Here is a 23,504-nt window from a genome sequence, read left to right on the forward strand (position 1 = left end):
ATTCATTGAGCGCCCGGATCCCCCCGGTCCTTCGACCGGAACATCCGTCGGCGAGGTCACTCGCCCAGCTGGTCAGCGAGTTCGGTCTCGAGCACGAGGGTTCCCTCGACGGCGTCGAGGTCACCGGAGTCACGCTGAGCACGGGGGACCTCCACCCCGGCGACCTGTACGTCGGCGTCCCCGGCGAGCACCGGCACGGTGCCGAGTTCGCCGCGCAGGCACGGGAGGGCGGCGCCGTCGCGCTGCTCACCGACGCCGCGGGCCTCGAGATCGCCCGCGAGAGCGGGCTGCCCGTGGTGCTCGTCGACTCGCCCCGCGCGGCCCTCGGCGACGTCTCGGCGTGGATCTACCGCACCGGCGGCGACGACTCGCCCCTCCTGTTCGCCGTCACCGGCACGAACGGCAAGACCAGCACCTCCTACCTGCTGGAGGGCGTCCTCCGCCAGCTCGGGCTCGTGACCGGCCTCAGCAGCACGGCCGAGCGCCACATCGGCGACCTCACGGTCGTCAGCCGCCTGACCACGCCCGAGGCGAGCGAGATGCACGCCCTGCTGGCCCGCATGCGCGAGAGCGAGGTGCGTGCGGTGGCCGTCGAGGTCAGCGCGCAGGCGCTGAGCCGCAACCGCGTCGACGGCCTGGTCTTCGACGTCGCGGCGTTCACGAACCTCAGCCACGACCACCTCGACGACTACGCCGACATGGAGGAGTACTTCCAGGCGAAGCTGCCGCTGTTCCAGCCCGACCGGGCCAAGCGCGCGGTCATCTCGCTCGACTCGCCGTACGGGCACCGCGTCGTCGACAACGCGCGGGTGCCGCTGACGACGATCACGATCCTCCCCGACGTCGAGGCCGACTGGCGCGTCGAGATCCTCGACGAGCAGGCTGCCTGGACCGAGTTCCGGCTCACCGGCCCGGAGAACCGCGAGCTCGTCACCCGGGTGCCGCTCATCGGGTGGCACATGGTCGCGAACGCCGCCCTGGCCATCGTGATGCTGGTCGAGGCCGGCTTCGAGCTCGGCGCGATCTCGCAGGCCCTCGAGGCCGAGGGCGGCATCGTCGCCTACCTGCCGGGCCGCACCGAGCGCGTCTCGGGCGACCGCGGCCCGAGCGTCTACGTCGACTTCGGACACAGCCCCGACGCCTTCCTCACCACCCTCGCGGCCGTCCGCCGCTTCACCCCCGGCAAGGTCATCATGCTGTTCGGCGCCGACGGCGACCGCGACAAGACCAAGCGCGGCGACATGGCCCGCGTGGCCGCCGAGGGCTCCGACATCCTCGTCGTCACCGACCACCACCCCCGCTTCGAGGACCCTGCCGAGATCCGCGCGACCCTCGTCGGCGCGGCCCGCGAGGCGTACCCCGAGCACGAGATCCACGAGGTCAGCCCGCCCGAGGCGGCCATCCGCACCGCCGTCGGCCTGGCCGGCGAGGGCGACTCCATCCTCTGGGCCGGCCCCGGCCACCAGGACTACCGCGACATCCGCGGCGAGCGGACCCCGTACTCCGCCCGCGACGAAGCGCGCGCCGCGCTGCGAGAGGCCGGGTGGTCCGAGTGATCGCCCTCACGCTGGCCGAGCTGGCCGAGATCGCCGGAGGTGCCCTGCACCTCCCCGAGGCCGGTCCCGACGCCGACCAGGTCGTCGACGGATCCGTCGAGACCGACTCCCGGCTCGTGACCACAGGCTCGGTGTTCTTCGCCCTGCGCGGCGACGAGACCGACGGCCACCTGTTCGCCGACTCGGCCGTCGCCTCCGGCGCCGCGGTCGTCGTCGCCGAGCGTCCGCTCGACCTGGCCGTCCCGGTCGTCGTCGTCGACGACGGCGTCGAGGCCCTCTCCCGCCTCGCCGCGGGGGTCGTCGAGCGCGTCCGCCGGGGCGGACGACTGCGCGTCGTCGGCGTCACCGGGTCGAACGGCAAGACCAGCACCAAGAACATGCTCCGGGCTGTGCTGTCCGACGTCGGCCCCACCGTCGCGCCCGAGGGCTCGTTCAACAACCACGTCGGAGCGCCGATCTCGATGCTCCGCGTCGACCTCGACACCGAGTTCCTCGTCGTCGAGATGGGCGCCTCCGGCCCGGGCGAGATCGCCCGCCTGGTCGCGATCGCCCGACCCGACACCGGCGTCGTGCTCAAGGTGGGCCTCGCCCACGCCGGCGGCTTCGGCGGCATCGAGGGCACCCGTGCGGCGAAGGCCGAGATGGTGACCGACCTGCCCGCGACGGCGACCGCCGTCCTCAACGTCGACGACGACCGCGTCGCCGGAATGGCGGCCGACACGGCCGCCCGCGTCGTCGGCTTCGGCCTCACCGACTCGGCCGCCTACAAGGCGTCCGACCTCGAGGTCACCCGCGAGGGCACCTCGTTCGTGCTCGAGCACGACGGGGTCTCGCGCCCCGTGCAGCTGCGCATCCTCGGCGAGCACCACGTCATGAACGCCCTCGCCGCCCTCACGGTGGCGGGGGAGTGGGGCCTCGACCTCGACCGCGTCGTCACGGTGCTCGAGGGAGTCGCCCGCGCCGAGCGCTGGCGCATGGAGGTGCTCGACGGCGGCGACGGCGTCACCGTCGTCAACGACGCGTACAACGCGAGCCCCGACTCGGTCGCCGCGGCCCTCAAGACGCTGGCCCAGATCGTGCCCCCCGGCGGTCGCTCGATCGCCGTGCTGGGCGAGATGGCCGAGCTCGGCGACCTCGCCCGCGAGGAGCACGACCGCGTCGGTCGCCTCGTCGTGCGGCTCAACGTCGGCCAGCTGGTCGTCGTCGGCCACGAGGCCCGTCACATCCACGTCGCCGCCGGCCTCGAGGGCTCGTGGGACGGCGAGTCCGTCCTCGTCGACACCGTCGACGAGGCGTACGACCTGCTCCGTCGGACCCTGCGCGACGGCGACGTCGTGCTCGTGAAGTCGTCGAAGTCGGCCGGTCTGCGCCACCTGGGCGACCGCCTCGCGGGGGTGACCTCATGATCGCCCTCCTGATCGCGGGCGCCGTGTCGCTCGTCTTCACGCTGCTCATGACGCCGCTCTTCATCCGGCTGTTCCACCGCCTCGGCTGGGGGCAGTTCATCCGCGACGACGGGCCGCAGTCGCACCACACCAAGCGGGGCACCGCGACCATGGGCGGCATCGTCCTGATCATCGGCACCGTGCTCGGCTACTTCGTCGGCCACCTCGTCGGTCCCGACAGGATCACGAACAGCGGCCTGCTCGTCCTCTTCATGATGGTCGGCCTCGGCGCCGTCGGCTTCCTCGACGACTTCCTCAAGGTGCGCAACCAACGCAGCCTCGGGCTCGGCGGCTGGGCGAAGATCGCGGGCCAGGTCGTGGTCGGAGCGGTGTTCGCCGTGCTGGCGCTGTCGTTCCCGAACGAGAACGGCCTCACGCCCGCCTCGACCATGATCAGCGGCGTGCGAGACATCTCGTGGCTCGACTTCATGTTCTTCGGCACGATCGTCGGCGGCGGGCTGTTCCTGATCTGGGTCGTCCTCATCACGGTCAGCACGTCGAACGGCGTGAACGTGGCCGACGGGCTGGACGGCCTCGCGACCGGGGCGTCGATCCTGGCCATCGCCTCCTACATCTTCATCGGCTTCTGGCAGTTCAACCAGTCCTGCTTCAGCACGCGGCTCGACGAGTCGACCAGGGCGGCCTGCTACACGGTCGCCAACCCCCTCGACCTCGCCGTGGTGGCCGCGGCCATCTGCGGCGGCCTGATCGGTTTCCTGTGGTGGAACACGTCGCCGGCCCAGATCTTCCTCGGCGACACCGGTTCGCTCGGCCTCGGCGGCGCACTCGCGGCACTCGCGATCCTCAGCCGGACCGAGCTGCTCCTCGTCCTCATCGGCGGCCTGTTCATCGTCGTCACCGGCTCGGTCATCCTGCAACGGGCGTACTTCAAGATCACGCACGGCAAGCGGATCTTCCTGATGAGCCCGCTGCACCACCACTTCGAGCTCAAGGGCTGGGCCGAGGTGACGGTCGTCGTCCGGTTCTGGATCATCGCGGGGCTCTTCGTGGCCGCGGGCGTGGGCGTGTTCTACCTCGAGTGGATCTCGCGCACCTCATGACGCACTCCGCCTCCGACCCCGTCCTCGCGGCGCGGCTCGACGGCCTCACGAGCTGGCACGCCGACTGGTCGGGCCTCCGCGTGCTGGTCCTCGGCCTCGGCGTCACGGGGTTCTCCGTCGCCGACACCCTGACCGAGCTGGGCGCCCGGGTCGTCGTGCTCGCCCCGAGCGTCGACGACGACCGGGCCGAGCTGCTGGGCCTGATCGGCGCCGAGCTCGTCCTCGACCCCGCCATGGCCTACCTCCCGCCGAGCGTCGTCGAGTTCGATCCCGAGCTCGTCGTCCTGTCGCCGGGCTTCGCGCCCCACCACCCCCTCGCCGTGCGCGCGGTCGAGTCGACGGCCGCCGTCTGGGGAGACGTCGAGCTGGCCTGGCGCCTCCGCGACAAGACGGCGACGGTCGCCGAGTGGCTGCTCGTCACCGGCACGAACGGCAAGACGACGACGACCCAGCTCGCGACGGCCATGGCCCTGGCCGGCGGCCGGCGTGCCGCGGCCGTCGGCAACATCGGCGTGCCGGTCCTCGACGCCGTCCGCGATCCCGAGGGGCTGGACGTGCTCGTGGTCGAGCTCTCCAGCCACCAGCTGCACTGGCTGCCCGTCGAGGGCCCCGGCGCCCTCCGGCCCCGGGCGTCCGTCTGCCTCAACCTGCAGTCCGACCACCTCGAGTGGCACGGCTCGGTCGAGGCCTACCGCCACGCCAAGGCCCGCGTGTACGAGAACACCGTCACCGCGTGCGTGTACAACAAGGCCGACGCGGCCACCGTCCACATGGTCGAGCAGGCCGACGTGGCCGAGGGCTGCCGTGCCGTCGGCTTCGGGCTCTCCGCGCCCGGCCCGAGCGACTTCGGGGTCGTGAGCGGCGAGGACGGCGGCGTGCTCGTCGACCGGGCCTTCCTCGCCGAGCGGCGCCACCGTGCCCTCGAGCTGGCGACGACGGCCGAGCTCGAGACGGCCGGCCTCGCCGCCGACCACCTGGTCGAGGACGTGCTGGCCGCCGCCGCGCTGGTCCGGGCCGTCGACGTCGAACCGGCCGCGGTCCGTGAGGCCCTCCTCGCGTTCCGGGTCGACCACCACCGCACGGAGGTGGTGGCCGAGTCGGACGGCGTCCTCTGGGTCGACGACTCGAAGGCCACGAACCCCCACGCGGCACACGCGTCCCTCGGCTCGTTCCCCTCCGTCGTGTGGATCGTGGGCGGCACGTTCAAGGGCGTCGACCCCGAGCCCCTCGTCCGCGACGCGGCCGAGGGGCTCGCCGCCGCCGTGCTGATCGGCGTCGACCGGGAGGGGCTGCGTGAGGCCTTCCGGCGACACGCCCCCGAGCTGCCCGTCTTCGAGGTCGACGAGACCGACACTGAGCGGGTGATGCCGACGGCGGTCCGCCTGGCGGCGGCCGCGGCCAGGCCGGGCGACACCGTCCTCCTCGCTCCCGCGGCGGCGTCCTTCGACCAGTTCACCGACTACACCGCGCGCGGCAGGGCATTCGCCGCCGCGGTCGCACACCACCTGGGAGGTGACGCTGATGGCCACGAAGCCCACCAGCCTCCCGCGTCGCCGGCCGACTGAGTCGACCCGCCCGCGGGACGACGACGGCACCCGTGCCACGCCGCACGACGGCAGGCAGGCCGCGGCCGTGGTGGCCGTCAAGAAGCTCTTCGCCGCCGAGACCGGCTCGTTCTTCCTGATCCTCGGCACGACGCTGTTCATGGTCGTGCTGGGCCTCGTGATGGTCCTGTCGTCGTCGTCCGTGGAGCAGTACATCGCCTCGCGGCACACGTCCTTCTTCGGCGCGTTCGTGCGGCAGGGCGTCTACGCGGCCATCGGGGTCCCGCTGATGCTGATCGCCTCCCGCGTGCCCGTCTCGTTCTGGAAGCGCTGGGCCTGGCAGATCCTGCTCGTCACGGTCGTGCTCCAGCTGCTGGTGTTCACCCCCCTCGGCTACGAGATCGGCGGCAACCGCAACTGGATCGACCTCGGGTCCTTCACCGCGCAGCCCTCCGAGGCGGTGAAGCTCGCCCTGGCGATCTGGCTGGGCATGATCCTCAGCGTCAAGCGCGACCTGCTCGACGACTGGAAGCACCTCGCCATCCCGCTGGTGCCCGTCGTCGGCGTCGCCGTGGGCCTCGTCGTGCTGGGCGGCGACCTGGGCACCACGATGGTGATGCTCCTCCTCGTCTTCGCGGCCGTCTGGTTCGCGGGCGTCCGCCTCCGGTACCTCGCGGTCCCCGTCCTCTTCCTGGCCGCGGCCATCCCGCTGATCGCGTCCGGCTCGGCCTCGCGCAACGAGCGCATCGCGGCGTGGATGTCGGGCTGCACCGACTCGAGCGACTACCAGGCCGCCTGTTGGCAGACGCTGCACGGCACCTGGGCGCTCGCCTCCGGCGGCCTCTTCGGGGTCGGCCTCGGCAACTCCAAGTCGAAGTGGTCCTGGCTGCCCGAGGCCGACAACGACTTCATCTTCGCGATCATCGGCGAGGAGCTGGGGCTCATCGGCGCCATCGTCGTGCTGGCGCTCTTCGTCGTGCTCGCGGTCGGCTTCGTCAAGATCATCCGACGCACGAACGACCCGTTCGTCCGGGTCGTCACCGGTGCCGTCACCGCCTGGATCATCGGTCAGGCGCTGATCAACGTCGCCGTCGTCCTCGGGCTCCTCCCGGTGCTCGGGGTGCCGCTGCCGCTGATCTCCGCGGGTGGCTCGGCGCTCATCGTGACCCTCGTGGCGATCGGCGTGGTGCTCTCGTTCGCCCGTCAGCCGGAGGAGCCCCTGGCCGGCCGAGGCGTCCCGCGCCAGCGGGTAGGGTCTCTCCGGTGACGACGTACCTCCTCGCCGGCGGCGGCACCGCCGGGCACGTGAACCCCCTGCTCGCGGTGGCCGACCGGATCCGCGACACCGAGCCCGACGCGACCGTCCTGGTCCTCGGCACGGCCGAGGGCCTCGAGGCCCGGCTCGTCCCGCTGCGCGGCTACGAGCTCCTCACCGTGCCCCGCCTGCCGTTCCCGCGCCGCCCCTCCCGCGCCGCGCTCCGCTTCCCCGCAGCGCTCCGCGGCGCCGTCGCCGGCGTTCGCGAGCTGCTCGACCGGCACGACGTCGACGTCGTCGTCGGCTTCGGCGGCTACGCGTCGGCGCCCGCCTACGTCGCGGCCTGGCGCTCGCACGTCCCGCTCGTGGTCCACGAGGCGAACGCCAAGCCCGGCATCGCGAACGTGCTCGGCTCGTGGTTCACCCGGCACGTCGGCGTGGTCCACCGGTCGACTCGGCTCCGGCACGGCCGTCAGGTCGGCATGCCCCTCCGCCGCGAGATCGAGCAGCTCGACCGCCGCGAGAGCCGGCAGGAGGCGCTGGTCGAGTTCGGCCTCGACCCCCGCAAGCCGACGTTGCTGGTCACCGGCGGCTCGTCGGGCGCGCGCCGCCTGAACGAGACCATCGCCCGGTCCGCGACGAGCGTGCTCGGCGCCGGCTGGCAGATCCTGCACGTGACGGGACAGAAGTCCGAGCTGCGCTCGACCGACCTGGCCGACCACCACCTCCTGCCCTACTGCGACCGGATGGACCTGGCGCTCTCGGCAGCCGACCTCGTCGTCTCCCGCGCCGGCTCGGCGACGGTCAGCGAGCTGACGGCCCTCGGCCTGCCCTCCGTGCTCGTGCCCTACCCCGTCGGCAACGGCGAGCAGCGGCACAACGCCACCGACGTCGTGGCCGCCGGCGGAGCGCTGCTCGTCGCGGACGCCGACTTCACGCCCGACTGGGTGCGCTCCACGCTCGTGGGCCTCCTGCAGGACCGCGCTGCCATCGCCGAGATGGCCGTCCGGGCCGGCACCGTCGGCGTGCTCGACGGGACCGACCGCACGGTCGAGCTGGTCCGGGAGGCCGTCCGCGAGGCGCCCGCCCGTGCCGACCGCGACGCGCCGCCCCGCACGCAGCGGCATGCCTCGTCCCGGCCCGCCAGCGACCGCCGCACCGACCGCACCGACGCCCAGACCGAGAAGGCGAGCCCCGAGCGCCCATGATCAAGCCCGACCTCCAGCAGCAGATCCCGGCCGAGCTCGGCCGGGTCCACTTCGTCGGCATCGGCGGCTCCGGGATGAGCGGCATCGCGCGCGTCTTCCTCGCTGCGGGCCACACCGTCTCCGGCTCCGACATCCGCGAGACGGCCGGGGTGGCCGCCCTCCGCGAGCTCGGCGCCGAGATCGCCATCGGCCACGACGCGGCGAACGTCGGGGACGCCGACACGCTCGTCGTCACGGGCGCCCTCTGGCAGGACAACCCCGAGTACCAGCTCGCCCTCGAGCGGGGCCTCCCCGTGCTGCACCGGTCGCAGGCGCTGGCCTGGCTGATCGGGCAGCACCGCCTCGTCTCGGTCGCCGGCGCCCACGGCAAGACGACCTCGACCGGCATGCTCGTCACCGCGCTGCTCGCGGCGGGCCACGACCCGAGCTTCGTCAACGGCGGCGTCATCCAGTCGCTCGGCGTGAGCGCGCAGGGCGGCTCCGACGACCTGTTCGTCGTCGAGGCGGACGAGTCGGATGGCTCGTTCCTGCTCTACGACACGTCGGTCGCGCTCATCACGAACGTCGACGCCGACCACCTCGACCACTACGGCTCGCACGAGGCCTTCGACGCCGCCTTCGTCGAGTTCGCCTCCGCGGCCCGCGAGCTCGTCGTGGTGTCGTCCGACGACGCCGGCGCGCGTCGGGTCACGGAGTCGCTCACGCACCCGCACGTGGTGACCTTCGGAGAGGACGAGTCCGCGGACGTCCGCCTGACCGACGTCGCGTCCTCGGGCCCCGTGTCGTTCACCCTGCGCCACGACGGCTCGAGCTGGCCCGTCCAGCTCCGCGTGCCCGGGCACCACAACGCCGTCAACGCCGCGGGGGCCTTCGCCGTGCTCGTCGGCCTCGGCGTGGAGCCCGAGGCGGCGATCGCCGGCCTCGAGACCTTCGGCGGGACGGAGCGCCGGTTCGAGCTGCACGGCACGGTCCGCGGCGTGAGCGTCTACGACGACTACGCCCACCACCCCACGGAGGTCGCGGCCGCCCTGCAGGCCGCCCGGTCCGTCGTCGGCGACGGACGCCTCATCGCGGTGCACCAGCCCCACCTCTACAGCCGGACCCGGATGATGGCGGGGGAGTTCGCCGAGACCTACGAGCGCCTCGCCGACCACACGATCGTGCTCGACGTCTACGGTGCCCGCGAGGACCCGGAGCCCGGGGTCACCGGCGCTCTCGTGTCCGAGCGCTTCGCCGACGCGTCGCGCGTCGACTTCGTCGCGGACTGGCAGGCCGCCGCCGACCGCACGGCGGCCGTCGCCCGCGACGGCGACTTCGTGATCACCCTCGGCTGCGGCGACGTCTACCGCATCGTCCCCCAGCTGCTCGGCTCGCTCGACGCCGCGTCGGCGCCGGACGCGTCGACCGCGGAGGAGTCCGGAGAGTGACCACGCGTCGACCCGCGTCGGCCGGCGGGCGGCGCCCGTGAGGCGGCCCGAGGGCTTCGACCCGTCCGAGGGCTCCGACGGCGCGTCCGAGGAGGCGGCACGTCCGTCGTCCCTGCGCGACCGGCTGTCCGCGGCACGGCCTCGTCGAGCTCGGTCCGAGCCCGACGGAGCAGCCGAGGCCCCGGACGACACGTCCACGGGACCGGTGGCCCTGCCGACGGGATCGGGCACCGTGTCCGGCGTCGCCTCCCGCCTCGCCTCGGGCCTGTCGGGCGTCGTGTCCCGTCGGGGAGCGTCGTCGACCGGTCAGCCCGAGGGGGCCGTGTCCGCGTCGGACGCCGAGGAGGCGCCGCGCACCGTGACCGCGCGCATCGAGCCCGAGGGGGGTGCGGACGAGGCTCGTCGGCGTGCCGCCGAGGCGCGCCGTGCCGCACGGCGTGCGTCGGGGGAGCGGCGGCGCACGGAGCGGACCGAGGTCCGGCGGTTCACGAGGCGGTCACGCCACCGCCGAGCCGCGTGGGTGACCGCCGCGGCCGTCGTCCTCTCGCTCGCGGCCTCGGTGGGGATCGCCGTCTTCTCGCCGCTCCTCTCGCTCGAGCAGATCGAGGTCGAGGGGACGGACCGTGTCGACGCCGCGTCGGTGCAGGCCGCCGTCTCGGGCCAGCTCGGCACCCCCCTCGCGCGGATCGACTTCTCGCGGATCACGACCGAGCTCGAGCAGTTCCCCCTCATCGCGAGCTACGTCACCGAGACGGCTCCGCCGCACACCCTCGTGATCCGGGTGACCGAGCGTCAGCCGATCGCGACGGTGCCCTCCGGCGACGGCTTCGACCTCGTCGACCCCGCCGGCATCGTCGTGCAGCACCTCGACGCTCGCCAGGAGGGCGTCCCGCTCGTCGACGTGGGCGGCGCCTCGTTGGACGACACGGCCTTCCGGTCGACCGCCGAGGTCCTGCTCGCGCTGCCTCAGGCGCTCCGGGCGACCGTGGACTCCGCGACCGCCTCGACCGCCGACGACGTCACGTTGTCGCTCACCACGGGCGAGCGCGTCGTCTGGGGCAGCGCCGACCACTCGGCCGAGAAGGCGCAGGTGCTCTCGGGGCTCGTCGCCGACCAGGCGAGGCGGGACCCGGCCGCGTCCGTCGAGTTCGACGTGTCCGCACCGGACAACGGCATCATCCGGACCCGGTGACACGCCGTTCGTTCGCGACACGCCTGCCCGGCTGGACCGTGCGTCTCGCGGCGGCACCTAACTTGTGACTGCAGCACTTACATACCATGTACAACCTTAACCTTCAACTTCCGAGTTAAGGTTTCAGCGGAGGCCCGGACGTGACAACGAACCATAACTACCTAGCCGTGATCAAGGTCGTCGGTGTCGGCGGCGGTGGCGTCAACGCCGTCAACCGCATGATCGAGCTCGGTCTCCGCGGAGTCGAGTTCATCGCCATCAACACCGACGCCCAGGCACTTCTCCTCAGCGACGCCGACGTCAAGCTCGACGTCGGCCGTGAGCTGACGCGCGGCCTCGGCGCCGGAGCCGACCCCGAGGTCGGCCGGCGCGCCGCCGAGGACCACGCGGAGGAGATCGAGGAGGCGCTGGCCGGCGCCGACATGGTCTTCGTCACCGCAGGCGAGGGCGGCGGCACGGGCACGGGCGGGGCGCCGGTGGTGGCCCGCATCGCGAAGTCGATCGGCGCGCTGACCATCGGCGTCGTCACGAAGCCCTTCGGCTTCGAGGGCAAGCGCCGCCAGGCCCAGGCCGAGGCCGGCGTGGCCCAGCTCAAGGACGAGGTCGACACCCTCATCGTGGTCCCCAACGACCGCCTCCTCGAGATCTCCGAGCGCGGCATCTCGATGGTCGAGGCGTTCGGCACCGCCGACCAGGTGCTCCTCGCCGGCGTCCAGGGCATCACCGACCTGATCACGACCCCCGGCCTCATCAACCTCGACTTCGCCGACGTCAAGTCGGTCATGCAGGGCGCGGGCTCGGCCCTGATGGGGATCGGCTCGTCGCGAGGCGCAGACCGGGCCATCAAGGCCGCCGAGCTCGCCGTCGCGTCGCCGCTGCTCGAGGCGAGCATCGACGGCGCCCACGGCGTCCTCCTCTCCATCCAGGGCGGCTCGAACCTCGGCATCTTCGAGATCAACGACGCCGCGCGCCTGGTGCAGGAGGCCGTCCACTCCGAGGCCAACATCATCTTCGGTGCGGTGATCGACGACACCCTCGGCGACGAGGTGCGGGTGACCGTCATCGCCGCCGGCTTCGACGGCGGCGAGCCCACGGCCAAGACGAAGGACCGGCGCTCGAGCTTCGTCGAGTCCGACGCGGCCCCGGCCGCGGCGTCGACGCCAGGCGTCTCGGCCATCGCCGACAGCGGTGCGTCGCACGACACCCCGTCGTGGCGCAGGCCCGACGACCACGCGGCCACGCAGGCCGTCGACCCTGCCTTCGACGGCGGCGACGACGACCTCGACGTGCCCGACTTCCTCAAGTAGCGCGTGACGGACGGTCTCGATCTCGGAGGCGACCTCGGCGAGCGTCTCGCCCGGGTCGCCTCCGGCGTCGACGACGCGGCCAGGGCCGCCGGTCGTCAGGCCGACGAGGTGACGACCATCGTCGTCACGAAGTTCCACCCGGCGTCGCTGGTCCGTGAGCTGCACGCCCTGGGCGTGCGCGACGTCGCGGAGAACCGACACCAGGAGGCGCAGGCCAAGTCGGCCGACACCGCCGACCTCGAGGGCCTCCGGTGGCACTTCGTGGGCCAGCTCCAGTCGAAGAAGGCACGGCAGGCGCGGCGCTACGTCTCGGCCGTGCACTCGCTCGACCGGGACAGCGTCGTGGACGCCCTCGGGGTCGACGACGGCCACGTCGTCGACGGCTTCGTGCAGGTGTCCCTCGACGGCCAGGAGGGGCGGGGCGGCGTCCCCGCGTCCGAGGTCGAGCGCCTGGTCGAGCGGCTGCTGCACCTGCCCGGCGTCCGCCTCAGGGGAGTGATGGCCGTGGCGCCGCTGGGCGAGCCGGCGCGGCCGGCGTTCGCGCGCCTCCGCCAGGTCTCCGAGGAGGTCCGTCGGACGGCTCCCGGCGCCGACGCGATCTCCGCCGGCATGTCGCACGACTTCGCCGACGCGATCGCCGAGGGAGCGACACACCTCCGCATCGGCACCGCAATCACGGGTTCGAGGCCCGAAGCTCGTTAACCTCGGACACAACGCCCCACGACCCGGAGGACACCCCATGGCCAACCCCCTGCGAAAGACGATGGTCTACCTGGGCCTCGCCGACGAAGAACTCGAGTACGACGAGCAGGAGCAGCGGCAGGAACAGCGCCAGCAGCCTGCCCAGGCCGCTCAGCCGGCCGCTCGTCAGTCCTCCGCGGCGGCACACGCTTCCCCGGTCGCCCCCGTCCCCGCGCCGGCACCTGCCCCCGCCGCGACACGCGCCCCCGTGACGCCCCTGCGTCGCAGCTCGACCTCCTCCACCTCGAAGAACACGGTGCCCCACGACATGAACGAGATCCTCACCGTCCACCCCCGCGAGTACAAGGACGCCCAGGCGATCGCCGAGAGCTTCCGGGACGGCATCCCCGTCATCATCAACCTGTCGCAGATGACGGAGGCCGATGCCCGTCGCCTCGTCGACTTCGCCAGCGGCCTGTCGCAGGGCCTCTTCGGCAAGATCGAGCGCGTCACGAACAAGGTCTTCCTCCTGTCCCCGGCCCACATCGCGGTGAGCGGCGAGCAGGCCGAGGTAGAGTCCGACATCGAGGCGTCCTTCTTCGCGCAGTCCTGAGCCGCGGCGTCCCGACGCCCCGACTCCTCTCCGTGGCTCGACCACGCCGACCAGTGTGAGCTGATGACACCCCGATGACGTTCCTGATCGCCTCGATCGCGTACTACGCGCTCCTCCTGTTCTTCCTGTTGATGTGGGGGCGCTTCGTCCTCGACCTGGCGCAGTCCTTCAGCCGGGGGTGGCGTCCTAGGGGCCCCGTCCTGGTGCTGGCCGAGATCGCGTACACGGTCACCGACCCGCCCATCAAGGCCATCCGGCGCGTCCTCCCGCCCGTGCGGCTGGGGTCGGTGGCCCTCGACTTCGGGTGGAGCATCATCATGCTCGCCGTCGTCATCCTCATGGGTGTCGCCAGCGGGCTCCGCTTCGCATGACGCCCGGCCTGGCCTCTCTCCGCACGGCGAGAGGGTAGGCTGCTGCGAGGGCAACCGCGCCCCCGCTGCCCTCCGGGGCCAGTGTTCGCTACGGTGTAGTCGAACGACACAGACCACGATCACGATCACGTGATCCCACAGATGCACGAGGTGACGGCAATGGCTTTGACGCCTGAAGACGTAGTCAACAAGCGGTTCCAGCCGACGAAGTTCCGCGAGGGCTACGACCAGGACGAGGTCGACGACTTCCTCGACGAGGTCGTCGCAGAGCTGCGACGACTCGGCCAGGAGAACGACGAGCTGCGTCAGCGGCTGTCGTCCGCCGAGTCGGCGGGCGGCTCCGCCGTCCCCGCCCCGGTCGCCGCCAGCGCCCCGGCATCGGCCCAGGCCCCCGCCTCGGTGCAGGCCCCGGCCTCCGCCCCGGCGCCCGAGTCCGAGCCCGCCCCGGTCTCCGAGCCGGCGCCCGCGTCGGTCCCGGCTCCCGTCGAGGACGCGCCCGAGCCCGAGGCAGCACCCGAGCCGGTCGCCGCCGCGGCGGTCGCCCCGGTCCCGGCCTACGCCGGGCCCAGCCAGGACGACACGGAGAGCACCAACAGCCTCCTGCAGCTCGCTCGTCGCCTGCACGAGGAGCACGTCCGCGAGGGCGTCGAGAAGCGCGATGCCCTGATCGCCGAGGGGCAGTCGACGTCGGCTCGTCTCGTGGCCGAGGCCGAGGCCAAGCAGCGCGACGTCGTCACCGAGGCCGAGGCCCGCTCCCGCGAGGTCGTGGCCGAGGCCGAGACCAAGCGCCGCGAGGTGCTCGAGCAGCTCGCGACCGAGCGCACCGGCCTGGAGCGTCGCATCGACGACCTGCGCACGTTCGAGCGCGACTACCGCCAGAAGCTCAAGGGCTACATCGAGGGCCAGCTCCGCGACCTCGAGGCCGAGTCCGGCGAGCAGCAGCCCGCGAGCGGCTTCGCTCCCGCCAGCGCCCAGGGCTTCGGCTCCAACTAAGGTCTTGACGCAGAGCACTCCTCCGACGAAGGTCAGCGTCCGCATCATCGCGGCGCTGGCCTTCGTCGCTGTCACGGCCTACGTGCTCGACCAGGTGTCGAAGCACCTCGTGACCACCCGCCTGGTCGAGGGCGAGAGCGTCGACGTCGTGGGCGAGTTCTTCCAGCTGCACTTCGTGCGGAACCCCGGTGCGGCCTTCTCCCTGGCCAGCGGCACGACCTGGATCTTCTCGATCGCCGCCTCGGCCGTCGTGGTCGCCATCGTCGTCTTCGCCCGGCGCATCCGGTCCCGGGCGTGGGCGGTCATGCTGGGCATGCTCCTGGGCGGCACGCTCGGCAACCTGACCGACCGTCTCACCCGTGAGCCCTCCTTCGGGCAGGGTCACGTCGTGGACTTCCTCTACTTCCCCTCGCTGCTGCCGGCGATCTTCAACGTGGCCGACATCTTCATCGTGTCGAGCATGGGGCTCCTCCTGCTGCTGACCCTGCTGGGCGTCAACCTCGACGGCACCCGGACCACGAAGGCGAGCGCGGCGCGTGACGCGGCGAGCGACCAGGCCGCCGACGAGACGACCGCGGCGGGGTCCGTGACGGACGCCGACGCCGCGCATCCTGCGGCCCGACCGACGGAGCACCCGTGACCGAGTCCCGCCAGCTGCCCGTGCCCGACGGACTCGCCGGCGAGCGGGTCGACGCCGCGCTGGCCAAGCTGCTCGGCTTCAGCCGCACCTTCGCCGCCGAGGTGGCGACCTCCGGGGGCGTGGCCGTCGACGGTCGCCCCGTGGGCAAGTCCGACCGACTCGAGGCCGGCGCCTGGCTCGAGGTCACCTGGGCGCCGCGCGAGGCCCCTACCGTCGTGCCGCTCGACGTCCCCGGCCTGGGCATCGTGCACGACGACGACGAGATCGTCGTCGTCGACAAGCCCGTCGGCGTCGCCGCCCACCCCTCGGTCGGCTGGACCGGGCCCACGGTGCTCGGCGGCCTCGCGGCGGCCGGGTTCCAGGTCGCCACGTCGGGGGCGGCCGAGCGCGCGGGCATCGTGCACCGCCTCGACGTCGGCACCAGCGGCCTCATGGTCGTGGCGAAGTCCGAGCGTGCCTACGCACAGCTCAAGGACGCCTTCCGCGAGCGGACGGTCGAGAAGATCTACAACGCGGTCGTGCAGGGCCACCCCGACCCGCTCACCGGCACGATCGACGCCCCGATCGGTCGTCACCCGTCGTCGGACTGGAAGTTCGCCGTGGTCGTGGACGGCAAGCCCTCGGTGACGCACTACGAGACCGTCGAGGCGTTCCGCTCGGCCTCGCTGCTCGAGATCCACCTCGAGACCGGTCGCACGCACCAGATCCGCGTCCACATGGCCGCCCAGCGCCACCCCTGCGTGGGCGACGCGACCTACGGAGCGGACCCGACCTTGTCCGCTGCCCTCGGCCTCGGCCGGCAGTGGCTGCACGCCGTCCAGCTCGGCTTCCGCCACCCGGGGACGGGCGAGCCGGTCGTCTACCGGTCGACGTACCCGGACGACCTGCAGCACGCGCTCGATGTCCTCCGTGCGGCTTAGGCTGTCCACCTGCCGCTGAACCGGCGCACCACCACAGAACCGCAGATCCACCACAGAACCGTCGAACCACAGACGAGGAGCCGCGTGGCCTCGAAAGATTCCTTCGTCCACCTGCACGTCCACAGCGAGTACTCGATGCTCGACGGTGCGGCCCGGGTCAAGCCGCTGATCGCGGAGGCCGCCGCCCAGGGCATGCCCGCCGTCGCGGTCACCGACCACGGCAACGTGTTCGGCGCCTACGACTTCTGGAAGACGGCGACCGAGGCCGGGGTCAAGCCCATCATCGGCACCGAGGCCTACATCACGCCGGGCACGCACCGGGGCGACAAGACCCGCATCCGCTGGGGCGACGGCGGCCGTGACGACGTCTCCGGCGCCGGTGCGTACACGCACATGACGCTGCTCTCGCAGAGCACGGCGGGCATGCACAACCTCTTCCGGCTGTCGTCGCGCGCGTCCCTCGAGGGCTACTACTTCAAGCCGCGCATGGACCGCGAGCTGCTGTCGCAGTACTCCGACGGCCTCATCGCCACGACGGGCTGCCCGTCCGGCGAGGTGCAGACGCGCCTCCGACTCGGCCAGTACGACGAGGCGGTCAAGGCCGCGGCGGACTTCCGCGACATCTTCGGCGCCGAGAACTACTTCGCCGAGATCATGGACCACGGCCTCGGCATCGAGCGCCAGATCATGGGCGACCTCCTCCGCCTCGCGAAAGACCTGGGGCTGCCCCTCGTCGCCACCAACGACCTGCACTACACGCACGAGCACGACGCCACGAGCCACGCGGCGTTGCTCTGCGTCCAGTCGGGCTCGACCCTCAACGACCCGAACCGGTTCAAGTTCGACGCCGACGAGTTCTACCTGAAGTCCGCCCAGCAGATGCGGCACCTCTTCCGCGACCACCCCGAGGCCTGCGACAACACCCTGCTCATCGCCGAGCGCTGCGACGTCCAGTTCAACACCTCGGCCAACTACATGCCGCGCTACCCCGTGCCCGAGGGCGAGACGGAGGAGACCTGGTTCATCAAGGAGGTGGAGAAGGGCCTGGTCTACCGGTACCCGGACGGCATCCCCTCCGACGTCCGCAAGCAGGCCGAGTACGAGATCGGCGTCATCACCGGCATGGGCTTCCCCGGCTACTTCCTCGTCGTCGCCGACTTCATCAACTGGTCGAAGGAGAACGGGATCCGCGTCGGTCCGGGACGCGGCTCGGGCGCCGGGTCGATGGCCGCCTACGCGATGCGCATCACCGACCTCGACCCGCTCCGCCACGGCCTCATCTTCGAGCGCTTCCTCAACCCCGACCGCGTCTCGATGCCCGACTTCGACGTCGACTTCGACGACCGGCGCCGCGGCGAGGTCATCCAGTACGTGACCGAGAAGTACGGCGACGAGCGCGTCGCCCAGATCGTCACCTACGGCACCATCAAGGCCAAGCAGGCCCTGAAGGACAGCAGCCGTGTGCTCGGCTTCCCCTTCGGGATGGGCGAGAAGCTCACGAAGGCCATGCCGCCCGCGGTCATGGGCAAGGACATCCCGCTCACGGGCATCTTCGACAAGGCCCACGAGCGCTACAAGGAGGCGGGCGACATCCGGACGGTCGTCGAGACCGATCCCGAGGCGAGGACGGTCTTCGACACGGCCCTCGGCCTGGAGGGCCTCAAGCGCCAGTGGGGCGTGCACGCGGCCGGCGTCATCATGTCGAGCGACCCCCTGATCGACATCATCCCGATCATGAAGCGCGAGCAGGACGGCCAGATCGTCACGCAGTTCGACTACCCCGCCTGCGAGTCGCTCGGGCTGATCAAGATGGACTTCCTGGGTCTCCGCAACCTGACGATCATCAACGACGCCCTCGACAACATCCGCACCAACCGAGGATTCGACCTCGTCCTCGAAGACCTCGAGCTCGACGACCGGGCGGCCTACGAGCTGCTCGGCCGCGGTGACACGCTCGGCGTCTTCCAGCTCGACGGCGGGCCCATGCGGGGGCTCCTGCGGCTGATGAAGCCCGACAACTTCGAGGACATCTCGGCCGTCATCGCGCTGTACCGCCCCGGGCCCATGGGCGCGAACTCCCACACGAACTACGCGTTGCGGAAGAACGGCATCCAGGAGATCACGCCGATCCACCCCGAGCTCGAGGAGCCCCTGAAGGAGATCCTGTCGACGAGCTACGGCCTGATCATCTACCAGGAGCAGGTGATGGCGATCGCGCAGAAGGTCGCCGGGTTCTCGCTCGGCCAGGCCGACATCCTCCGTCGTGCGATGGGCAAGAAGAAGAAGTCCGAGCTCGACAAGCAGTACGCGGGCTTCGAGCAGGGCATGTTCGACAACGGCTTCTCACCGGACGCCGTCAAGATGCTCTGGGACATCCTGCTGCCCTTCTCCGACTACGCGTTCAACAAGGCGCACTCCGCCGCCTACGGCGTCGTGTCCTACTGGACCGCCTACCTCAAGGCCCACTACCCGGCCGAGTACATGGCCGCGTTGCTCACGAGCACCGGCGACTCGCGAGACAAGCTCGGGCTCTACCTCAACGAGTGCCGGCGCATGGGCATCACGGTCCTCCCGCCGGACGTGAACGAGTCGATCGGCTTCTTCGCGGCCGTCGGCGACGACATCCGCTTCGGCATGGGCGCGGTCCGGAACGTGGGGTTCAACGTCGTCGACCACGTGATCGCCGCCCGCCAGAAAGAGGGGGCCTTCGCCTCCTTCCACGACTTCCTCCGCAAGGTCCCGCTCCCCGTCGCCAACAAGCGCACGGTCGAGTCGCTGGTGAAGGCCGGGGCGTTCGACAGCCTGGGCTCGACCCGCCGTGCCCTGGTCGAGATCCACGAGTCCGCGGTCGAGGCCGCCGTCAACGAGAAGCGTGCCGAGGCAAACGGCCAGGTCGGCTTCGACTTCGACTCCCTCTGGGACGAGCCACAGGACGTCCAGCACGTGCCCGAGCGACCCGAGTGGTCGAAGCGGGACAAGCTGGCGTTCGAGCGCGACATGCTGGGCCTCTACGTCAGCGACCACCCGCTGGCCGGGCTCGAGCTGCCGCTCGCGAAGCACGCGAGCACGACGGTGACCGACATCCTGTCGAGCGAGCCGACCGCGATCGACGGCGAGACGGTGACGATCGCCGGCCTCATCACGAGCGTCCAGCACCGGGTCGCCCGCAACTCGGGCAACCCGTACGGCATCGTCACGGTCGAGGACTTCGGCGGCGAGATCTCGGCGATGTTCCTGGGCAAGACGTACCAGGAGTTCGGGCCGTCGCTCGTCGGCGACTCGATCATCGTGCTGAAGGGTCGCGTCAGCGTCCGCGACGACGGCATGAACATGCACGCCGCGAGCATGTTCATGCCCGACCTCGGCGTCGGTGCGTCACAGGGCCCGTTGGTGCTGCAGATCCCCGAGCACCGCGCCACGACCGACACCGTCACGGAGCTCGCGGCGGTGCTCGGGCGACACACCGGCGGCACCGAGGTGCGGCTCCGGCTCGTCAAGGGCGACGTCGCCCGGTCGTTCGAGATCCCGATGCCGGTCGACGTGACCGCCGACCTGTACGGCGAGCTGAAGAGCCTCCTCGGGCCCGGCTGCCTCGTCTGACGTCCGAGCGTCCCGGTGACGCACGAGGGCCCGGCGGACTCGAGTCCGCGGGGCCCTCGTCACGTGGACGTCCGCTTCGTCTACGCCTCGAGGTGCACGGGCCGGAGCCAGCGGCGGTCGTGGTACAGCAACGCGTCGTCGTCGGCTCCCGTGCCGCCGTCCTCGACCTGCACGACGACGACGGCGTTGCCGTGCACGTGCACCCGCTCGACGATGCGGCCGGTCATCCAGGCGGTGACGTCGTGCAGCAGGGGGAGACCGTGCGGCCCCTCGCTCCAGTGGTCGCCCTCGAACCGCTCGGCGGCCGGGCCGGCCATGCGGCGCGCGAGGCCCTGGTTGCGGAGGCCGAGCAGGTGGATCACCACGTGTTCGGTCTCCTCGATCGCCCGCCACGAGCTGGCGGTGCGCGCCATGTTGAAGGTGGCGAGCGGCGGGACGGCGGCGAGCGAGGCCAGCGAGGTCGCGGTGAAGCCGACGGGTCGGCCGTCCGAGTCCCGGGCGGTGACGATGGCGACGCCCGCGGCGTGGCGGCGGAAGCCGGCCTTGAACGCGGCGAGGTCGGCGGGGTCGGGCGGTGCAGCCGCGGCTTCTGGTGCGGTGGTGTCGGGCATGACGGGTGGGCGCCTCCTGTGCTCTGCTGCCGGGGGAGTGGCGGGCGCGTGCACGCCGTGACGGCTCGCGCGGAGCCCGCTCGGGCTAGGCTCGACGGGCCATGATCCAGACCACAGACCTCCGGGGCCTCAAGCCTACCCACGCCGACCTGCTGGGCCTCGTGCCCCGGTCGCACGTCGACGTCGCCGCCGCCTCCGGCGCCGCCGCCCAGATCGTCCAGGCCGTGCGCGAGCGCGGCGCGGACGCCCTGCGCGACCAGGCGGAGCGCTTCGACGGCGTCCGCACCGACGTGTTCCGCGTCGAGGCGGCGGCCATCGCCCGAGCCGTCGACGAGCTCGACTTCTTGGTGAAGGAGGCGCTGGTCGAGTCGATCGCCCGCGTCACCGAGGCCAGCAGGGCCCAGGTGCCCGCGGGCTCCGTGACCGTCCCGGCCCCCGGGGCGCTCATCGAGCAGCGCTGGCAGCCGGTCGCCCGGGCGGGCGTGTACGTCCCCGGCGGCAAGGCCGTCTACCCGTCGAGCGTCGTCATGAACGTCGTGCCGGCCCTCGTCGCCGGGGTCGGCTCGGTCGCGCTCGTCTCACCCGGGCAGCGCGACTTCGGCGGTGCCGTCCACCCCGTCATCCTCGGCGCGGCGGGGCTCCTCGGCATCGACGAGGTCTACGTCATGGGCGGGGCGGGCGCCATCGCGGCCCTCGCCTACGGAGTGCCCGAGATCGGGCTCGAGCCGGTCCAGGTCATCACCGGCCCCGGCAACAACTACGTGGCCGCCGCGAAGCAGCTCGTCCGCGGACGCGTCGGCATCGACGCCGTGGCGGGCGCCACCGAGATCCTCGTCATCGCCGACGACTCGGCCGACCCGACGCTCGTCGCCGTCGACCTGATCAGCCAGGCCGAGCACGACGAGGAGGCCGCCGCCGTCCTCGTGACCACCTCGGCGGAGCTCGCCGACCGAGTCCGCGACGAGCTCGTGCGGCTCGTCCCGCGGACGCTGAGCGCGACCCGCGTGCAGACCGCCCTCGACGGCCGCCAGTCGGCCCTCGTGCTCGTCGACGACCTGGCGGCCGCCGTCGACTTCAGCAACGCCTACGGGCCCGAGCACCTCGAGATCCAGACGCGCGACGACGAGGGGGTGCTCGCGGGCATCACGAGCGCCGGTGCGGTCTTCGTGGGCCCGAGCACCCCCGTGAGCCTGGGCGACTACCTCGCCGGCTCGAACCACGTCCTGCCCACGGGCGGCCAGTCGCGGTTCTCGTCGGGACTCGGCGCGTACACGTTCCTCCGGCCGCAGCAGATCGTGCGCTACGAGCACGACGCCCTGGCCGAGGTCGCCGACAGGTTGGTCGCCTTGTCGCGCGCGGAGCTGCTGCCCGCCCACGGCGAGGCCGTCGCGGCGCGTCTCCACAAGCCCTGACCCGTCGTCCCGACGGCCTCCGTGCAGGGCGTGGCCGAGCGTGTCCCGCCCGTGGCGTCGAGGGGGCGGGGTGCGGGGCCCCAGTACGCTGAGGGCACCATGTTCTGTCCTTTCTGCCGCCACCCCGATTCCCGCGTCGTCGACTCCCGCACGAGCGACGACGGCACCTCGATCCGTCGGCGGCGCCAGTGCCCGAACTGCGGTCGTCGCTTCAGCACGACCGAGACGGCCAGCCTGAACGTCGTCAAGCGCAACGGCGTGCTCGAGCCCTTCAGCCGGGAGAAGATCATCTCCGGCGTCCGCAAGGCCTGCCAGGGCCGTCCCGTCACCGACGGCGACCTGGCCGTCCTGGCGCAGAAGGTCGAGGAGGCGGTGCGTGCGTCGGGCACGTCGCAGATCGAGGCGAACGACATCGGCCTCGCGATCCTGCCGCCCCTGCGCGAGCTCGACGAGGTCGCCTACCTGCGCTTCGCGAGCGTCTACCAGGCCTTCGACTCCCTCGAGGACTTCGAGTCGTCGATCACGCAGCTCCGCGACGAGCACCGTGACCGCGTGCGCACGCCTCGATCGGTCGACGAGTGAGGACCGCCTACCGGGTCGTGTTCGACCTGGTGCTCTCGAAGATGGACCCCGAAGACGCGCACCACCTCGCGTCCCGGGTCATCCGTGCCGTCCCGCGGGTCGGCCTGGCGCCGCTGGTGCGCCGACTCACCGCCCCGCACCCGTCTCTCGCCGTCGAGGCGCTGGGCCTCCGTTTCGACTCGCCGTTCGGCGTGGCGGCAGGCTTCGACAAGGACGCGACCGGCATCGCGGGCCTCGGTGCGCTGGGCTTCGGCCACGTCGAGGTCGGCACCGTCACGGCCAGGGCCCAGCCGGGCAACGAGCGACCGAGGCTGTTCCGTCTGGTGCCCGACCTGGCGGTCGTCAACCGCATGGGCTTCAACAACGGAGGCGCGGCGCAGGCAGCCGGCGAGCTCACCCACGCACGGCGGGCCTCCGTCCGGCCGGTGATCGGGGTCAACATCGGCAAGAGCCGTGTGGTCGAGGTCGACGACGCGGTCGACGACTACCTCGTGAGCACCCGCCTGCTCGCCCCGCTCGCCGACTACCTGGCCGTCAACGTCAGCTCGCCCAACACTCCCGGCCTCCGCGGCCTGCAGGAGCTCGACAAGCTCTCGCCGCTGCTTCGCGCCGTCGACGCGGCCGCAGGCGACACCCCGGTGCTCGTCAAGATCGCCCCCGACCTCGACGACGACGGCATCCGCAAGATCGCCGAGCTCGTCACCGAGATCGGCCTCGGGGGAGTCATCGCGACGAACACGACCCTGTCCCGTTCGGGGCTTCGGACCTCGCCCACCGTCGTGGAGGCCGCGGGGGCCGGGGGTCTCTCCGGCGCCCCGCTCGCAGCCCGGTCGCTCGACGTGCTCCGGGTGCTGCGCTCGGTCCTGCCCGACGAGACGTGCGTCGTGTCCGTCGGGGGCGTGACGAGCGCGGCCGACGTGCAGTCGCGCCTCGACGCCGGGGCGACGCTCGTGCAGGGCTACACGGCCTTCCTCTACGAGGGGCCGCTCTGGGCCCGGAAGGTCAACCGGGGGCTGCGCGCCCTCCGCCGAGCGGCGTGACCGGTCGCGGCAGCCCCGAGAGGCGCGCCCGACACGAAGGAGCCCC

20 protein-coding genes are annotated in these 23,504 nt (G+C 72.0%); 19 read left to right on the forward strand and 1 reads right to left on the reverse strand.

Annotated features, from left to right (window positions below):
* Window positions 1-5: 5 nt before the first annotated feature.
* The 16 genes from IFT77_RS00815 (at window position 6) to dnaE (ending at window position 19,813) form a co-directional block, all read left to right on the forward strand.
* Entirely contained in the window at window positions 6-1,556 is a 1,551-nt protein-coding gene (locus IFT77_RS00815; RefSeq protein ID WP_192041585.1) for a Mur ligase family protein, read from the forward strand.
* Entirely contained in the window at window positions 1,553-2,962 is a 1,410-nt protein-coding gene (gene murF, locus IFT77_RS00820) for a UDP-N-acetylmuramoyl-tripeptide--D-alanyl-D-alanine ligase (RefSeq protein WP_192169471.1), read from the forward strand. Before IFT77_RS00815 ends, murF begins: the two co-directional genes overlap by 4 nt.
* Window positions 2,959-4,062, forward strand: a complete 1,104-nt coding sequence (gene mraY, locus IFT77_RS00825) for a phospho-N-acetylmuramoyl-pentapeptide-transferase (RefSeq protein WP_192041586.1) — start codon at window positions 2,959-2,961, stop codon at window positions 4,060-4,062. Before murF ends, mraY begins: the two co-directional genes overlap by 4 nt.
* The gene (murD, locus tag IFT77_RS00830) at window positions 4,059-5,627 is read left to right on the forward strand and encodes a UDP-N-acetylmuramoyl-L-alanine--D-glutamate ligase (RefSeq protein WP_192169011.1); all 1,569 of its coding nucleotides are present in this window, start codon (window positions 4,059-4,061) and stop codon (window positions 5,625-5,627) included. Before mraY ends, murD begins: the two co-directional genes overlap by 4 nt.
* Complete coding sequence (gene ftsW / locus IFT77_RS00835) at window positions 5,584-6,873, forward strand: putative lipid II flippase FtsW (RefSeq protein WP_192041588.1); 1,290 nt, start codon at window positions 5,584-5,586, stop codon at window positions 6,871-6,873. Before murD ends, ftsW begins: the two co-directional genes overlap by 44 nt.
* Window positions 6,870-8,069 (forward strand): glycosyltransferase, encoded by a 1,200-nt coding sequence (locus IFT77_RS00840; protein WP_192169012.1) that lies wholly within the window; start codon window positions 6,870-6,872, stop codon window positions 8,067-8,069. The genes ftsW and IFT77_RS00840 overlap by 4 nt, the downstream gene beginning before the upstream one ends.
* A complete protein-coding gene (gene murC / locus IFT77_RS00845) occupies window positions 8,066-9,496 on the forward strand; it encodes a UDP-N-acetylmuramate--L-alanine ligase (protein WP_192041590.1) in 1,431 nt (476 codons plus the stop codon). The genes IFT77_RS00840 and murC overlap by 4 nt, the downstream gene beginning before the upstream one ends.
* 37 nt (window positions 9,497-9,533) lie before the next feature.
* Window positions 9,534-10,688, forward strand: coding sequence for an FtsQ-type POTRA domain-containing protein (locus IFT77_RS00850; protein ID WP_371740849.1), 1,155 nt, complete (start codon window positions 9,534-9,536; stop codon window positions 10,686-10,688).
* 140 nt (window positions 10,689-10,828) lie between these two features.
* Entirely contained in the window at window positions 10,829-11,995 is a 1,167-nt protein-coding gene (ftsZ, locus tag IFT77_RS00855; RefSeq protein ID WP_123545577.1) for a cell division protein FtsZ, read from the forward strand.
* Window positions 11,996-11,998: 3 nt separating this feature from the next.
* On the forward strand, window positions 11,999-12,697 hold the full coding sequence (locus tag IFT77_RS00860) for a YggS family pyridoxal phosphate-dependent enzyme (protein WP_192169013.1): 699 nt from the start codon (window positions 11,999-12,001) through the stop codon (window positions 12,695-12,697).
* Between the two features lie 37 nt (window positions 12,698-12,734).
* Window positions 12,735-13,289, forward strand: a complete 555-nt coding sequence (locus IFT77_RS00865; RefSeq protein ID WP_192041592.1) for a cell division protein SepF — start codon at window positions 12,735-12,737, stop codon at window positions 13,287-13,289.
* 74 nt (window positions 13,290-13,363) lie between these two features.
* A complete protein-coding gene (locus IFT77_RS00870) occupies window positions 13,364-13,660 on the forward strand; it encodes a YggT family protein (RefSeq protein WP_123545583.1) in 297 nt (98 codons plus the stop codon).
* Between the two features lie 159 nt (window positions 13,661-13,819).
* Window positions 13,820-14,653, forward strand: coding sequence for a DivIVA domain-containing protein (locus tag IFT77_RS00875; protein ID WP_192041593.1), 834 nt, complete (start codon window positions 13,820-13,822; stop codon window positions 14,651-14,653).
* Between the two features lie 4 nt (window positions 14,654-14,657).
* Entirely contained in the window at window positions 14,658-15,293 is a 636-nt protein-coding gene (gene lspA / locus IFT77_RS00880) for a signal peptidase II (protein WP_197980377.1), read from the forward strand.
* Complete coding sequence (locus tag IFT77_RS00885) at window positions 15,290-16,213, forward strand: RluA family pseudouridine synthase (RefSeq protein ID WP_123545587.1); 924 nt, start codon at window positions 15,290-15,292, stop codon at window positions 16,211-16,213. Before lspA ends, IFT77_RS00885 begins: the two co-directional genes overlap by 4 nt.
* Before the next feature lie 84 nt (window positions 16,214-16,297).
* Window positions 16,298-19,813: a DNA polymerase III subunit alpha gene (gene dnaE, locus IFT77_RS00890; RefSeq protein ID WP_192041594.1), complete on the forward strand. Its 3,516-nt coding sequence runs from the start codon at window positions 16,298-16,300 to the stop codon at window positions 19,811-19,813.
* Window positions 19,814-19,893: 80 nt separating this feature from the next.
* On the opposite strand, the gene IFT77_RS00895 is transcribed toward dnaE, so the two are convergent.
* Window positions 19,894-20,424 carry a flavin reductase family protein gene (locus IFT77_RS00895; RefSeq protein WP_192169014.1) on the reverse strand — a complete coding sequence of 177 codons (531 nt, stop codon included), beginning with the start codon at window positions 20,422-20,424 and terminating at the stop codon, window positions 19,894-19,896.
* Window positions 20,425-20,525: 101 nt separating this feature from the next.
* Here IFT77_RS00895 and hisD point away from each other — a divergent pair, with 101 nt between their 5' ends.
* The 3 genes from hisD to IFT77_RS00910 all read left to right on the forward strand — a co-directional run bounded on the left by hisD (window position 20,526) and on the right by IFT77_RS00910 (window position 23,458).
* Window positions 20,526-21,836: a histidinol dehydrogenase gene (gene hisD / locus IFT77_RS00900; RefSeq protein ID WP_192169015.1), complete on the forward strand. Its 1,311-nt coding sequence runs from the start codon at window positions 20,526-20,528 to the stop codon at window positions 21,834-21,836.
* Window positions 21,837-21,935: 99 nt separating this feature from the next.
* Window positions 21,936-22,418, forward strand: a complete 483-nt coding sequence (nrdR, locus tag IFT77_RS00905) for a transcriptional regulator NrdR (protein ID WP_133737445.1) — start codon at window positions 21,936-21,938, stop codon at window positions 22,416-22,418.
* A complete protein-coding gene (locus IFT77_RS00910; protein WP_371740850.1) occupies window positions 22,415-23,458 on the forward strand; it encodes a quinone-dependent dihydroorotate dehydrogenase in 1,044 nt (347 codons plus the stop codon). The genes nrdR and IFT77_RS00910 overlap by 4 nt, the downstream gene beginning before the upstream one ends.
* Window positions 23,459-23,504: the final 46 nt, after the last annotated feature.

Origin of the sequence: Frigoribacterium sp. CFBP 13729 (genome assembly GCF_014841875.1) — a bacterium.
Lineage (GTDB): Bacteria > Actinomycetota > Actinomycetes > Actinomycetales > Microbacteriaceae > Frigoribacterium.

What these genes read in the sequence shown, in the direction of transcription:
- mraY (WP_192041586.1), top strand. Translation starts at nt 2,959, where the DNA reads ATGATCGCCCTCCTGATCGCGGGCGCCGTGTCGCTCGTCTTCACGCTG.
- murD (WP_192169011.1), top strand. Translation starts at nt 4,059, where the DNA reads ATGACGCACTCCGCCTCCGACCCCGTCCTCGCGGCGCGGCTCGACGGC.
- ftsW (WP_192041588.1), top strand. Translation starts at nt 5,584, where the DNA reads ATGGCCACGAAGCCCACCAGCCTCCCGCGTCGCCGGCCGACTGAGTCG.
- murC (WP_192041590.1), top strand. Translation starts at nt 8,066, where the DNA reads ATGATCAAGCCCGACCTCCAGCAGCAGATCCCGGCCGAGCTCGGCCGG.
- IFT77_RS00865 (WP_192041592.1), top strand. Translation starts at nt 12,735, where the DNA reads ATGGCCAACCCCCTGCGAAAGACGATGGTCTACCTGGGCCTCGCCGAC.
- IFT77_RS00870 (WP_123545583.1), top strand. Translation starts at nt 13,364, where the DNA reads ATGACGTTCCTGATCGCCTCGATCGCGTACTACGCGCTCCTCCTGTTC.
- IFT77_RS00875 (WP_192041593.1), top strand. Translation starts at nt 13,820, where the DNA reads ATGGCTTTGACGCCTGAAGACGTAGTCAACAAGCGGTTCCAGCCGACG.
- IFT77_RS00895 (WP_192169014.1), bottom strand. Translation starts at nt 20,424, where the DNA reads ATGCCCGACACCACCGCACCAGAAGCCGCGGCTGCACCGCCCGACCCC.
- hisD (WP_192169015.1), top strand. Translation starts at nt 20,526, where the DNA reads ATGATCCAGACCACAGACCTCCGGGGCCTCAAGCCTACCCACGCCGAC.
- nrdR (WP_133737445.1), top strand. Translation starts at nt 21,936, where the DNA reads ATGTTCTGTCCTTTCTGCCGCCACCCCGATTCCCGCGTCGTCGACTCC.